Genomic DNA, 13,092 nt, shown 5'->3' with positions numbered 1-13,092 from the left:
CATATACTTATTGCACTCTGTTTCAATAATTTTTATATCATTTTGATAAAATCCGCTTAAAAAGAGTATACCATCTTTTGACAAACAACTTGCATATTGTTTCAAATCTTTCAGTAGAATGTTTCTATTAATATAAGCAATAATTATGTCATACTTATTACCCTGAAGAAGTGTTGCATCTCCTTCATAAATCATAATATTTTTACAATTATTTCGTTCAATATTTTCCAGGCTATTTAAATAGCACCAATTATCAATATCAATAGCATCAATTTTTGAAGCTCCTTTTAATTCCGCAAGGATTGCTAAAACACCTGTTCCGCAACCCATATCTAAAACCGATTTATTTTTGAAATCGTTTTTTAAGATATGTTGAATCATCATGTGTGTGGTTTCATGATGCCCTGTACCAAAACTCATTTTTGGCTCTATAACAATATCGTATTGGGTATCAAACTTATCATGAAATGGTGCTCGAACTGCACAAACATTATCGACTACAATAGGATTAAAATTCTTTTCCCATTCGGCATTCCAATTGACCTGCTCAATCTCTTCGAAAGTACAAGTGATTTCAAATTCATCAGAATTCAATATTTGAATATCATCAAGAATATTGTCGTTCCATTCTTCTTTTTGAATATAAGCCGTAGCGCCTTCCTCGGTTTCTACAAAACTTTCGAAACCTGCATAACCTAGCTCCGCAATTAAAATTTCTACTGCTGGTTGAAGCGGTTTAACTTTAAAGTAGTAACCGATATAGATTGTATTGGACATAGCCTTGGGTTATTATATTTACTGATGAGCCCGCGTTAGCGATTGCAATGAAAAGCCCGCAACTATACCGATTTTTATCGGGATAGTGAGGACTTGTAAAGTATAGCGCGACCCCGATTTTTATTCGGGGTAACGCCAAAATTATTTTTAGTTATTTAAAACGCAGTAACTATTGCTAAGAAATCTTCAGCATTAAGTGCTGCACCTCCAATTAAACCACCATCTACATCTGGCTTAGAGAAAATTTCTTGCGCGTTACCTGGTTTACAACTACCACCATAAAGAATAGAAACCTCATTAGCAACTTCATCTCCATACTTGTTGGCTACTGTTTTTCTAATGAATGCGTGCATATCTTGTGCTTGTTCTGGACTAGCAGTTTCGCCTGTACCTATAGCCCAAACCGGTTCATAAGCTAAAACAATGTTATCAAAAGCTTTTGCTTCCAAATGAAATAAAGCATTTTTAATCTGCGATTCTACTACGTGCTCTTGTTTTCCAGATTTTCTATCTTCTAAAACTTCACCAAAGCAGAATATAACATCCATTTTATTTTCTAAAGCTGCATCTACTTTTTTTGCTAATAGAGCGTCATCCTCACCAAAATATTCTCTACGCTCTGAATGTCCTAAAATAACAGTTTTAACGCCTATAGACTTCAACATTTTTGGAGATATTTCTCCTGTAAACGCGCCACTCTCAGCAAAATGCATATTCTGAGCAGCTACTTTAACTTTTGATTTTTTAGTTGCTTTAGCAACACGTTCTAGGTTTACAAACGTTGGAGCTATTATAACCTTAGTCCCTTTTACTTTGTTTTTCTTAACTAATTTCGCAACTTGATTTGCCAGCTTTTTAGATGCTGCTAAATCATTGTTCATTTTCCAGTTTCCTGCTACGATGTTTTTTCTCATGGTTTATTTACCCTTTTTGAATTAAGGGATTTTATTAATTATTTATAAATTTTGTTTTAAGTTTTCATCATCAGCTTTTACAGCTTTGAATAATTTAATATTTCCTTTAGCATCAACAACCATATATCTTGGTATCCAGTCTAAATCTACAAACTCCCCAAAAGGACCTTTCCACCCTGATTTCATGAAATAATGCTCTCCTTGAACATTGTACTTTTTAATACCTCGTTTCCATGCATCTTCATTCTTATCCAATGATAAAAACAGATAAGCCGCATCAGGAAATTCTTTTTGTAATGCTTTTAATTTTGGCATACCTTTTATACAATCCCCGCACCATGATGCCCAAATATCAATAACTAAAGCCGCTTCAGAATGTGATTTTAATATATCTCTAAAAGCTATTGAATCGCCTTCTAAACTAATAAATTCATCGTTTAAAGCCCCTTCTGAAAATTGTGTTGGTGTTTGTGAATTGCAACTAAATATTGTTATGGATAGTATTAAAATATAGAATATTTTCTTCATGTTTTAGTTTCTTTCAAGGTATTTATACCGTTATAAGTATTTATTCTAATTTTACTTTAGGGTCTAACCATACATAAATTAGGTCCACAAAAATATTGATAATTATAAACATTACCGCGATAATTAACACCGAACCCATAATTACTGGTAAATCTAATGTGTTTAGGGCGTTTACGATTTCTTTACCCAAGCCATTCCATCCAAAAATATACTCTACAAAAACAGCTCCTGCTAACATAGATGCAAACCAACCAGAAATAGCTGTAACTACCGGATTTAGTGCATTTTTAACAGCATGTCGTTTTATGATTTGAAATTCGCTTAAACCTTTAGCTCGCGCAGTTCGAATATAATCTTGGTTGAATACCTCCAACAAAGAGTTACGCATTAATTGAATGACTACAGCCAACGGACGGATACCCAAAACTACCGCTGGAAGTATTAAGTTTTTCCATTTAATATGAAAGGCTTCTCCAAAATCATCAAGTTCATATAGACTTCCTGTCATTTCTAAATTGGTGAAATCATGTAACAAATAGCCAAAGAACCATGCGAATAGTATGGCACTAAAAAATGATGGGATACTCATTCCGAGCGTGCTAAAAATTTGAATGGTTTTATCCAGCCATTTATCTTTATATAATGCTGAAATAATCCCCAAAAAAATACCTAAAATTATAGCAATAATAATTGCCGAAACTGCTAAAACAAATGTATTTGGCAAGGTTTCAGCCAACACTTCACTAACTCTTTTACCTTGTTTAGCAAAAGATTCTCTTAAATAAGGTTTCTTTATAACTGTTGTCGTACTGCCTAATGAAAATAATTTTGTGGCACCATACTTTCCCTCTCTTAAAAACGTATAGTCTTCTGAATTGTTTGAGTGAAATGAGATCGGTGATAAATCGTTTAAGTAATATAAATACTGCGTGCTGATGGGTTTATCGAATCCGTATTTCTTCTTAACAATAGCTAACTGTTCGCTATCATCATTTTGCCCCATCATCATTTGAGCAGGATCTCCGGGTAGTACACTAAATAAAAAGAAGATAACTGTAACTACTCCAATTAATGTAAGTAATGCGTAAAATATTTTATTTAGTAGATAATTTATCAGGTGCCTTGAATTAATTATTCATCTTTAAGTTTAACCTCTATTATTCCTGTGTAAAAGGTATTGTTTTGAGTATTTAGTGTTTTAAGTTGAATAGAATCCTTAATAACGTTTACACTTTCAATTCTTTCTGAATCTATAGCTTCAACACCTTCTTTTGTTGAAGGTTCATCGTTTACAAAATAAGCAATAGTGTCTATAACTTTTTTTGGTTCAGGCTTTCTTTCAACTTTAGGCAGTTCTAAATCATCCATATCATTCCAATGGACTTTTTGTTTCACAAGCCCCTTATCTAACTCTAAAATCCCTGGATTAGAACGCACCACGGTTTTAAGCGCTTTTTCATCACATAAATACCAATCGAAATCAATATTATAAGCATCGTTAATACGCTGTTTTGCTTCTTCTCCTGATGCTGTTAAACCTATTATTTGATAATTATTTTTTCTAGCGTAATCTTGTAAAGCATTTAGCTTTAAAGCTCCAGCACGTTCTATGCTTTCTAAATTATAAGATACCACGACAACTAGATTTTTTTGTTCTAAAAAATGTGTAGTTAAATCCTCATCTGCACTTTCAATTGAAAAGTCAACTACCGGAGGCGTATAACCTTCTTGAATTACTTTAGTACCAACACTTACAAAATCACCATCAACTGACGGATATGATCCATTAGTTTTAATAACCTTTTCTTCTCCATTAACATTAAACTTCCAACTATATTCCTGAATAGGTTTTGGTGCATCTTCTGGAACAATCATGCCTTCATGAATATTTTTACCAATGGCGTAAGCTCTAAAATCTATGGATGGTAAATGCATTAACACATGATAACCAAACCATAAACTAATAATAAAACTTAGTAATGCTAAAACTGTTATTGAAAGTTTTCCAAATACGGGTTGAATATGTTTTACACCTTTAAAAAGTATAAGAATCAGTACTAAAAGCAAAATATCTTTCCAAAACGTTTCCCAAGGCTTCAACTTAATAAAATCGCCAAAACAGCCGCAATCTTTTACCTTTTCAAAATAGGCTGCATAAAACGTTAAAAACGTGAAGAATACAATCATTGAAAGTAAACTCCAAACCGTAAATTTAGGTTTATATCCAATGAGTAAAAAGACGCCTAAAACAACTTCAAAAACCACTACTAAAACTGAAATTATTAAAGCATAAGGCTCTAGGAATGGTATATTCAATACATCTGGACTAAAATATTCTTGGAGTTTATAAGAAAATCCTAATGGGTCGTTTAGCTTTATAAATCCAGAAAAAATGAACAATACGCCAACTAATATTCTCGATATGCTTACTAATACCTTCATGATTTATCTTCGTTTAAATGAATCATAGCAAATATAGCATAGTTAATCATGTCTTGATAATTAGCATCAATCCCTTCACTTACAATTGTTTTGCCCTTATTATCTTCTATTTGTTTAACCCGTAATAACTTCTGCAAAATTAAATCAGTCAAACTACTCACTCTCATATCTCGCCATGCTTCACCATAATCATGATTTTTATCTTCCATCAACCGTTTAGTAACAGATACTTTTTCTTCATATAATTTTGTAGCTTCCACGGTAGACATATCAGGTTGCTCTACAACTCCCTTTTCTAATTGAATTAACGCCATAATACAGTAATTAATTATACCAATAAATTCACTTACTTCTCCTTCATCAACCTTTCTAACATCATTTTGCTGAAGACTTCTAATACGTTGCGCTTTAATAAATATTTGATCCGTTAGTGATGGTAACCTAAGGATTCTCCATGCACTTCCGTAATCACCCATTTTCTTAATAAATAAACTTTTGCAGGTATCGACTACTGCATCGTATTGTTTTGAAGTATCTTGCATAAATGGTGAACTCATTTTAATTTTTTCTGTTTCCTAAAAAATGGCTAAAATTCATTAATATTACGTTACTTTTTTTATACGTAGCGATGCTATGTTTTTCAAAAAGAGCCTCATCTAAATAAATTTTATCTCATTTTCGGTTAAAAACAATAAATCAAGATGAGTTCAATATCAATTTTGCGTAAATTTCGCATAAATAATTAAAACCTTCAAGGTTTATGGTTTAAAGTTTTAAACTATGTACCAACTCTTTACAAAACTGTATAAATGACTATTAATTGCAAAGGCAAACTCATTGATTTAGCGTCACCAAAAGTGATGGGTATTTTAAACATTACCCCCGATTCATTTTATGATGGAGGTGCTCATAAAAACGAAGTCGAAGTTTTAAATCATGTTGAGCGTATGCTTAGCGAAGGTGCAACGTTTATTGATGTTGGCGCATATAGTTCTCGCCCTAATGCAGACCATATTAGTGAAATTGATGAATTGAAACGCATACTCCCTATTGTTAAGTTGATTTTAAAAGAATTTCCTGAAACATTACTATCCATAGATACGTTTAGAAGTGAAATCGCAAAACAATGTATTGAAGCTGGAGCCTGTATGATTAATGATATTTCTGCTGGAAAGTTAGACGAACATATGTTACAAACAATTGCTGATTTACATGTGCCCTATCTTATGATGCATATGCGAGGTACACCTCAAAACATGCAGCAACAAACCGAATATGATAATTTATTAAAAGATATATTATTTTATTTTTCTGAAAGAATAGCCGCCGCAAAAGCCGCAGGTATTATTGATATCATGGTTGATCCTGGATTTGGTTTCGCAAAAACTTTAGAGCAAAATTTTGAATTATTAAATAAACTAGAGTTATTCAAAATCATTGAAAAACCTCTGCTTATTGGAATATCTAGAAAGTCAATGATTTATAAAACTTTAGAAACCTCCGCTAAAGAAGCCTTAAACGGAACTTCCGTTTTGAATACTATAGCATTGCAAAAAGGCGCATCCATTTTAAGAGTTCATGATGTTAAAGAAGCTATGGAATGTATTACTTTAGTTAAGTCGTTAAGTCGTTAAGTCGTTAAGTCGTTAAGAAAGAATGAAATATTTTATATTATTAATTACTGTGTTTTTTGTTTTTTCCTGCGGAAACAAAAAAATACTTTATTTACCAGAAATAAATTATTGTGAAATTTCAAAAATTCAAGATGTTTCACATGCCTATTTATTCTATGATGAAATTCAAAAAGACAGTGTGGAACTCAATAGAAAAAACCTCATCAGTACTACTAATTGGTTGATTAATGTCGATAAACGCTTAACGCTTAAACAAGCTATTCCTCATTTAAAATTTCTTCAAGAGAAAAAGAAAAACTCTAGTCATAAAAATAAAGAAGCCAAAAACTATTTTACTTGTAATGATACAAGCAGACAGAATTTAGGGTTTATTGAGTTTACGGATGTCGTTTATTTTAATGATGCAAATGGTTATGATAAAGAACTTAATAGCGATGATACGTCTATGTTAGTTTTTCACTTAAATGACATAAGAATTATTACTTCAGATAATAAAGTATTTCAAGCGGATAAATCTTCTTTAATAAAAACTATTAATGATTTATTTAATTTAAATAAATCATTAATTTACTTAGAATTTAAAGACAGCTTAACTTTTCAAGAATACATCAGTATAAAATCTATTATAGAGAAATTAGATTCAGAAAATATTACTATATCAAATAACGAATTCATTTATTAACCATATTTTATTAAATTTACCAAAACCCGCCACCATTGGATATTTTTAAAGACCTTTTAAAATTTACCGCTGTAGATATTATAGATGTTATTTTAGTAGCACTACTCCTCTACTATGCTTACCGATTAATTAAAGGTACGGTTGCCATCAATATTTTCATTGGAATTATCATCATTTATGGCGCATGGCGGTTAACCGATTTCCTGAATATGGAACTGCTAACAGGCATTTTTGGTGGTTTTATGAAAGTGGGTATTATTGCCCTAATTGTTGTTTTTCAACCAGAAATTAGGAAATTTTTATTGATGGTTGGTTCCACAAATTTTGGAAGGCGACGCAAGTTTTTACAGCAAATTAATTTTTTGAAAACAGAGACAAATGACGAAACTGATGTTGACGCAGTGATATCTGCTTGCAACAAGATGTCGATGTCTAAAACTGGAGCGCTTATTGTTTTTGAGCGTAATAATAATTTAGATTTCTTATCGCAATCTGGTGATGAAATGAATATAAAAGTGACTCAACCTATTATAGAAAGCATATTTTTCAAGAATAGTCCGTTGCACGATGGTGCTATTGTTGTTAGCAATAATATTGTAAAAGCAACACGAGTTATCCTACCGGTTAATAACGAAAAAAACATCCCTAAACGTTTTGGCTTGCGCCACAGAGCTGCTATTGGAGTTACCGAAAAAACAGATGCCTTAGCCCTTGCAGTAAGTGAAGAAACGGGGCATATTTCATATTTTAAAGATGGAGAATTTGTTGTTTTTGAAGACACAAATGAACTTAATAAGATGATTAAAAAAGACTTGGCCTAATGTATTGTTTTTAGCACTCTTCCTCATATTATATATATGAATATCAATCTTAATAGTTGCCGTTTTATTCCTTTAAGGAAGTCTAAATTTAAAATATTTTGTACCTAAATAATTTTAGACTAAGCCACTTCCTCCTTCATAAATTGAACCTCATATAAATTCCTATAGTACCCGTTTTCTTTTTTGAGTAGCTGCTTATGAGTGCCTTGTTCTACAATTTTACCAGCATCCATAACAATAATTTTGTCCGCCTTCTTAATCGTGGCTAAACGGTGTGCAATAACTATAGAGGTTCTACCTTTAGTGATTTTATTGGTAGCATTTTGAATGAGTTGCTCTGAATACGAATCTACTGAAGATGTAGCTTCATCTAAAACTAAAATACTTGGATTCGTTACATAAGCTCTTAAAAACGAAATGAGTTGACGCTGACCAGAAGACAACATCACGCCACGCTCTTTAACATTATAATGGTAACCATTAGGCAACGTCATTATAAAATCATGAATCCCGATATCTTTAGCCGCCTGAAACACATGTTCTTCAGTAATCTCTGGATGATTTAGCTTAATATTATTTAAAATAGTATCTGCAAATAAAAACACGTCTTGTAATACCACAGCGATTTGAGTTCTTAACGATGATAAAGTCACATCTTTAATATCAATACCATCCACAGCTATAACACCATCACCGATTTCATAAAAACGATTTAGTAAATTAATAATAGTCGATTTACCAGCTCCTGTAGCTCCAACAATAGCGACGGTTTCTCCAGCTTTCACATCAAAAGAAATACCTTTTAAAACTTCTTCATCTTCAACATAACTAAAATGAACATTATCAAATTTTATATCCCCTTTAAACGAATCAACGACATGAGTTCCTAAATCATCAATCTGAGACGTGGTATCAATCACCTTAAACACTCTAGTTGCTGCCACCATTCCCATTTGAAGCGTATTAAACTTATCTGCTATTTGGCGCAATGGTCTAAACAACATAGGTACAAACATGATAAAAGCAATTAAATCGCCTTGCGATACTGTACTGTTTTCTAAAACCACATTCAATCCGCCATACCAAGCTACCAAACCAATGGTTATTGATGACGATAAATCGGCTAAAGGAAAAAAGATCGAGTTATACCAAACGGTTTTAATCCATCCTTTTTTGTGGCGTTCATTTATTGCTTTAAAATTCTTTAATTCCAAATCTTCACGCGTAAACAACTGTAATATCTTCATGCCTGTTAACCGCTCTTGAACAAAGGAGTTCAAATTAGAAACTTCTGTTCGCACTTCCTCAAATGCCTTTTTCATATACTTTTGAAAAATTCGAGTTGCATAAAGTAACACCGGCAACATTATAAAAACAATAAGACTCAACTTGAAATTAAGATACACCATAACTCCAAAAACCACAGCCATAGCCAATAAGTCTTTAAAAATCATAAAAAGACCTTGCCCAAAAATATCAGCAATACGTTCCATATCCGTTACAGCCCGAGTGATAAGTAACCCAACCGAAGAATTGTCATAATACTTCATTTTAAAACGAAGTAAATGGTCGAACAACTTCACACGCACATCCATCACTAAATTTTGTCCTAGCCAAGCGGCATAGTAAATAAATAATAATTGAAAAACGGTTTGTAGCACTAAAACCGCAAGCATGAGTAATATATAAAACAAAAAATCTTTTTCAACTCTATTTGTAATGCTATCATCAATAGCATATTTAGTTATATATGGTGTCGCAGCACTAAAAATAGCCAACAAAACCACCAGTAAAATCAATCCAAAGAAAATCGCTTTATAAGGCTTTATGTATTCAAAAAGTCGCTTAAAAAGTTTAAAATCAAAAATACTTTCTTTCGTTTTACTCATCTATAGTATTATATCTTTTGGATATTCAATATTAGTTAAATACAAGCCTTGTGCAGGAACAGAAAATCCGGCTTCACTCCTATTTTTAGATTGGATAATGGTATGCAACCCATCAATATCCATTTTACCCAATCCAATGTTTATCATGGTACCAACAATGGCTCTCACCATATTTCGTAAAAACCGATTCGCTGTTATAACAAAATGAAGCTCATCATTTTTAACAATCCATTTTGCTTGCATAATATCACAATTATACGTTTTTACATCGGTATGCGTCTTTGAAAAGCATTGAAAATCTTTATACTCAAATAAAATTTTCGAAGCTTCATTCATTTTATCAACATCCAAAGCATGCTTTACATATAGGCTGTTATCAAACGTAAATACATTTTTATTAACGCTAACGCGGTACAAATACGTTCTACTTAAGGCATAAAAACGCGCATGTATTTCAGGTTTTACTTCAAAAATAGCCGCAATAGCAATATCGTTTGGTAAAAAAGAATTTAGCTTAAAAATTAAATCGGGCGCTTTAAAAATAATAGCCGTATCAAAATGTGCAAACATTTGTGAGGCATGCACCCCGGCGTCGGTGCGTCCCGCGCCCATTATAGAAACCCGTTCGTTAAGCAAGGTCGATAAGGCCTTCTCAACAACTTCTTGAACAGTAATGCCATTCGGTTGATTTTGCCAACCATGATACCCCTTACCATTATAAGAAAGTTCTATAAAATACCTCAATGCGTTCTATTTATTTCGTAAAAGCACAAAGATAGATAGAATTGTGCTTCCCATAAAGCCCCTAATCTTAATTATATATTAAAAAATGTGTTATTACCGGCGGGATTTTCTTTCCGCACACGCGCTAGTCCTATTAAAGACATACTCTTTTGTGATTTTTGTTGGCGTTGTATTAATTGTATATGTAACTTCTTAATATAGCTATCCTAATATTCCAGTAAAAATAAAAGCATAATACAATCCAGTTAATATAAAAACGACACCTGCTACCATTCGCATTATTTTTTCAATTTTAGTAATCCTGTTATAGAATATACCAACTTTTCCTGCTGTAAACGCCAGTAAGTAGGTGAAAAGAATTACGGGCAATCCTGTGCCAAATGCAAATACAATAGGCAAATAAAGGCCATCTGCTGATGCCATTGTCATAGGGATCAACATTCCAAAAAACAATGCGCCACTATATGGGCAAAAGGCCAAAGCGAAAACTACTCCTATCATGAAAGAACCTAGAAGTCCTTTGTCCTTAAATTTTTTAGATAGTTTTTCTTGAAAATTCGATTTTCCCAAAAAATTGAGCTTCATAATATTTAGCATTATCAACCCAATTAAAATTAATAAAGGACCTAAATATTTCTCTCCATTCTGATTGAAAAATCGAGCAATATGGAATTTACTTGCACCAAAATATAATATCAAGCCAATTGAAGTATAACTAAAAGCTCTTCCTAAAGAATAAAGTAATCCACTTAAAAACACTTTCCGCTTACTCGAAATATTTTTAGAAATAAAAGCGGTTGCAGTGATATTAGTCGCCAAAGGACACGGACTAATTGCGGTCATGAGTCCGAGTATAAATGCCGACACTATTGGGATATTGTAATTCTCTAAAAGCGATTGTAAAAAATCCATTTAGAGCGTTTTTAATTCCGTGTCTATTTTAGATTTTAGTTCTTTAGAAAAGACTACTTGGTCATTACCATTCATAAAGCCAAAATCAGTTAAATTTAGTTGAGTTTCCTTCCCATTTTTTATCACGTTTAGTATTAAAGCTGTTCCCGATGCCTCGAATTTTTCTGCAATTTTTTCGTTTTCCTTTTTATCTACATTGATAACCTGAAATGTGATTTTAGCATCTTTCAGTTCCTTTGCAAAATATGTATTCAACGTGTATTTCGTATTTGCTTCAATCGCATTACACGTCATACATCTGTGCGTTGAATGAAAATCAAGAACTTCTATTTTTGAAATGGATTTATCTAAAGAAATTGTATTGGTTTTATTTTGACTATTACAAGAGGTAAGTAGTAAACTAATTGCTAAAACAGTAAAAAATTTGATTGTTTTCATTTTAATAGATTTATGAATTATAATATGAGGTTAAATAAATATCCTGATAGGATTATACAAAGAACAACGACAACAAAAAAGATGGCAATGAGTTTAAGTGTCATTATTTTTTTTAATAGCATTGCTTGTGGTAATGACAAACCAACAACGCCCATCATAAAGGCGATTGCTGTTCCTAATGGAATCCCTTTGACTACTAGTACTTGAACCACTGGAAGTATGCCTGAAGCATTAGAGTACATAGGCACAGCCAAAATAGTCGCAATAGGAACAGCAAAAAGGTTGTCTTTATCCATGTATTTTTCAAAAAATCCTTCTGGAATATAGCCGTGCATGAGTCCACCAATTGCGATGCCGACTATAACATAAGGAATAATGCCTTTAAGGATTTTTATGACCTCTGTCCAAATAATTGGTACGCGCTGTTTAATAGTTTGTTTTTCTGCATGAAACAGGTCTTGATCTCTTTGAGCATTTACTAATACTTCTTTAACCCATGGTGTTAGATAGCGTTCCAATTTAAGATTATGAAGTATAACACCGGATATTGTTCCCAATATTATACCACTAACCACATAGATTATTGTTGTTTTTAAATCAAACAAGCCTATAAAAAGCCCAATTGCCACTTCATTGACCAAAGGCGAAGTAATTAAAAAAGAAAAGGTTACCCCTAATGGAATTCCACCTCTCACAAAACCTATAAATAGAGGCACTGATGAACAAGAGCAAAAAGGTGTTACCACACCAAAAAGACTTGCCATAAGGTATTCTAGTCCGAATAATTTATGTCTTGATAGATAATTTTTAACCTTGTCTATAGGAAAGTAACTATTGACGATTCCCATAAAAAAGATGACGACAAAAAGTAATATTAGAATCTTTGTGGTGTCATAAATAAAGAAATTTAAGGCTTCGGCTAAATGTTGTCCTTCGTTTAAATTAAAGACATTATAAACCAACCAATCTACTATATTTTGTATCCAATCAAACATTTTCTATGGCCCTAATAGTCCCTGAAATAGAACTAGACAATTTTACAGTATTATAAATCGTACCAAACTTTTCAATATTCTTTTTAAGTAAGTCTGAATTAAGCTTATTATCGTGGGTATAAATTGTCAAATCGTAAACAATATTATCCATCCTTGGCGGATTTTCGAGACGTGTCGCATTCACTTCAAGAGTGGCTTTTGTATAGGTAAATTTCATCATACCCGAAAAACGTTCAACATTTTTAAGAATACAGGCAGCAAAAGAACTCAAGAATAATTCCGCAGGATTGGGCAAGGTTTCGGCAGTTTTTGAAGT

15 protein-coding genes are annotated in these 13,092 nt (G+C 32.4%); 3 read left to right on the top strand and 12 right to left on the bottom strand.

Annotated elements, in window-relative coordinates; all coding sequences use genetic code 11:
* From prmA to QZ260_RS03175, 6 genes are all read right to left on the bottom strand, one after another.
* The coding region (prmA, locus tag QZ260_RS03200; protein ID WP_295982646.1) for a 50S ribosomal protein L11 methyltransferase at positions 1 to 777 on the bottom strand (777 nt) is incomplete at its 3' end.
* A gap of 155 nt (positions 778 to 932) precedes the next feature.
* Complete coding sequence (gene tpiA, locus QZ260_RS03195; protein WP_295982644.1) at positions 933 to 1,691, bottom strand: triose-phosphate isomerase; 759 nt, start codon at positions 1,689 to 1,691, stop codon at positions 933 to 935.
* A 42-nt stretch (positions 1,692 to 1,733) separates the two neighbouring features.
* Positions 1,734 to 2,219, bottom strand: a complete 486-nt coding sequence (locus QZ260_RS03190; RefSeq protein ID WP_295982642.1) for a TlpA disulfide reductase family protein — start codon at positions 2,217 to 2,219, stop codon at positions 1,734 to 1,736.
* A gap of 40 nt (positions 2,220 to 2,259) precedes the next feature.
* On the bottom strand, positions 2,260 to 3,336 hold the full coding sequence (locus QZ260_RS03185) for an ABC transporter permease (RefSeq protein ID WP_295982650.1): 1,077 nt from the start codon (positions 3,334 to 3,336) through the stop codon (positions 2,260 to 2,262).
* A gap of 14 nt (positions 3,337 to 3,350) precedes the next feature.
* A complete protein-coding gene (locus QZ260_RS03180; RefSeq protein ID WP_295982641.1) occupies positions 3,351 to 4,661 on the bottom strand; it encodes a BT_3928 family protein in 1,311 nt (436 codons plus the stop codon).
* Complete coding sequence (locus QZ260_RS03175; protein WP_295982647.1) at positions 4,658 to 5,203, bottom strand: DUF1599 domain-containing protein; 546 nt, start codon at positions 5,201 to 5,203, stop codon at positions 4,658 to 4,660. Before QZ260_RS03175 ends, QZ260_RS03180 begins: the two co-directional genes overlap by 4 nt.
* A 267-nt stretch (positions 5,204 to 5,470) precedes the next feature.
* On the opposite strand from QZ260_RS03175, the gene folP reads away from it, so the two are divergent.
* From folP to QZ260_RS03160, 3 genes are read left to right on the top strand one after another with little or no spacing between them, the layout of a single operon-like run.
* Positions 5,471 to 6,295, top strand: a complete 825-nt coding sequence (gene folP / locus QZ260_RS03170; RefSeq protein WP_295982640.1) for a dihydropteroate synthase — start codon at positions 5,471 to 5,473, stop codon at positions 6,293 to 6,295.
* Positions 6,296 to 6,317: 22 nt separating this feature from the next.
* Entirely contained in the window at positions 6,318 to 6,977 is a 660-nt protein-coding gene (locus QZ260_RS03165) for a hypothetical protein (RefSeq protein WP_295982639.1), read from the top strand.
* Positions 6,978 to 7,012: 35 nt separating this feature from the next.
* Positions 7,013 to 7,798, top strand: a complete 786-nt coding sequence (locus QZ260_RS03160) for a diadenylate cyclase (protein ID WP_295982638.1) — start codon at positions 7,013 to 7,015, stop codon at positions 7,796 to 7,798.
* Positions 7,799 to 7,917: 119 nt separating this feature from the next.
* On the opposite strand, the gene QZ260_RS03155 is transcribed toward QZ260_RS03160, so the two are convergent.
* The 6 genes from QZ260_RS03155 to QZ260_RS03130 form a co-directional block, all read right to left on the bottom strand.
* A complete protein-coding gene (locus QZ260_RS03155) occupies positions 7,918 to 9,687 on the bottom strand; it encodes an ABC transporter ATP-binding protein (protein ID WP_295982636.1) in 1,770 nt (589 codons plus the stop codon).
* Positions 9,688 to 10,431 carry a tRNA pseudouridine(38-40) synthase TruA gene (gene truA, locus QZ260_RS03150; protein WP_295982635.1) on the bottom strand — a complete coding sequence of 248 codons (744 nt, stop codon included), beginning with the start codon at positions 10,429 to 10,431 and terminating at the stop codon, positions 9,688 to 9,690.
* A gap of 201 nt (positions 10,432 to 10,632) precedes the next feature.
* The gene (locus QZ260_RS03145; RefSeq protein ID WP_295982634.1) at positions 10,633 to 11,343 is read right to left on the bottom strand and encodes an aromatic aminobenezylarsenical efflux permease ArsG family transporter; all 711 of its coding nucleotides are present in this window, start codon (positions 11,341 to 11,343) and stop codon (positions 10,633 to 10,635) included.
* Entirely contained in the window at positions 11,344 to 11,781 is a 438-nt protein-coding gene (locus QZ260_RS03140) for a nitrophenyl compound nitroreductase subunit ArsF family protein (RefSeq protein WP_295982632.1), read from the bottom strand.
* Between the two features lie 17 nt (positions 11,782 to 11,798).
* Positions 11,799 to 12,776, bottom strand: coding sequence for a permease (locus QZ260_RS03135; RefSeq protein ID WP_295982629.1), 978 nt, complete (start codon positions 12,774 to 12,776; stop codon positions 11,799 to 11,801).
* On the bottom strand, positions 12,769 to 13,092 hold a 324-nt coding region (locus QZ260_RS03130; protein ID WP_295982627.1), incomplete at its 5' end, for an OsmC family protein. The genes QZ260_RS03135 and QZ260_RS03130, both read right to left, overlap by 8 nt.

The sequence above is a fragment of the uncultured Algibacter sp. genome, from assembly GCF_905480415.1.
Taxonomy (GTDB): Bacteria; Bacteroidota; Bacteroidia; order Flavobacteriales; family Flavobacteriaceae; genus Algibacter_B.
This window is presented reverse-complemented; position numbering and strand designations above follow the sequence as displayed.

Bases quoted from the DNA above. Each gene is read 5' to 3' on its own strand.
- QZ260_RS03135 (WP_295982629.1), bottom strand. From the start codon at position 12,776: ATGTTTGATTGGATACAAAATATAGTAGATTGGTTGGTTTATAATGTC.
- tpiA (WP_295982644.1), bottom strand. From the start codon at position 1,691: ATGAGAAAAAACATCGTAGCAGGAAACTGGAAAATGAACAATGATTTA.
- QZ260_RS03155 (WP_295982636.1), bottom strand. From the start codon at position 9,687: ATGAGTAAAACGAAAGAAAGTATTTTTGATTTTAAACTTTTTAAGCGA.
- QZ260_RS03140 (WP_295982632.1), bottom strand. From the start codon at position 11,781: ATGAAAACAATCAAATTTTTTACTGTTTTAGCAATTAGTTTACTACTT.
- QZ260_RS03180 (WP_295982641.1), bottom strand. From the start codon at position 4,661: ATGAAGGTATTAGTAAGCATATCGAGAATATTAGTTGGCGTATTGTTC.
- QZ260_RS03165 (WP_295982639.1), top strand. From the start codon at position 6,318: ATGAAATATTTTATATTATTAATTACTGTGTTTTTTGTTTTTTCCTGC.
- QZ260_RS03190 (WP_295982642.1), bottom strand. From the start codon at position 2,219: ATGAAGAAAATATTCTATATTTTAATACTATCCATAACAATATTTAGT.
- folP (WP_295982640.1), top strand. From the start codon at position 5,471: ATGACTATTAATTGCAAAGGCAAACTCATTGATTTAGCGTCACCAAAA.
- QZ260_RS03175 (WP_295982647.1), bottom strand. From the start codon at position 5,203: ATGCAAGATACTTCAAAACAATACGATGCAGTAGTCGATACCTGCAAA.
- QZ260_RS03145 (WP_295982634.1), bottom strand. From the start codon at position 11,343: ATGGATTTTTTACAATCGCTTTTAGAGAATTACAATATCCCAATAGTG.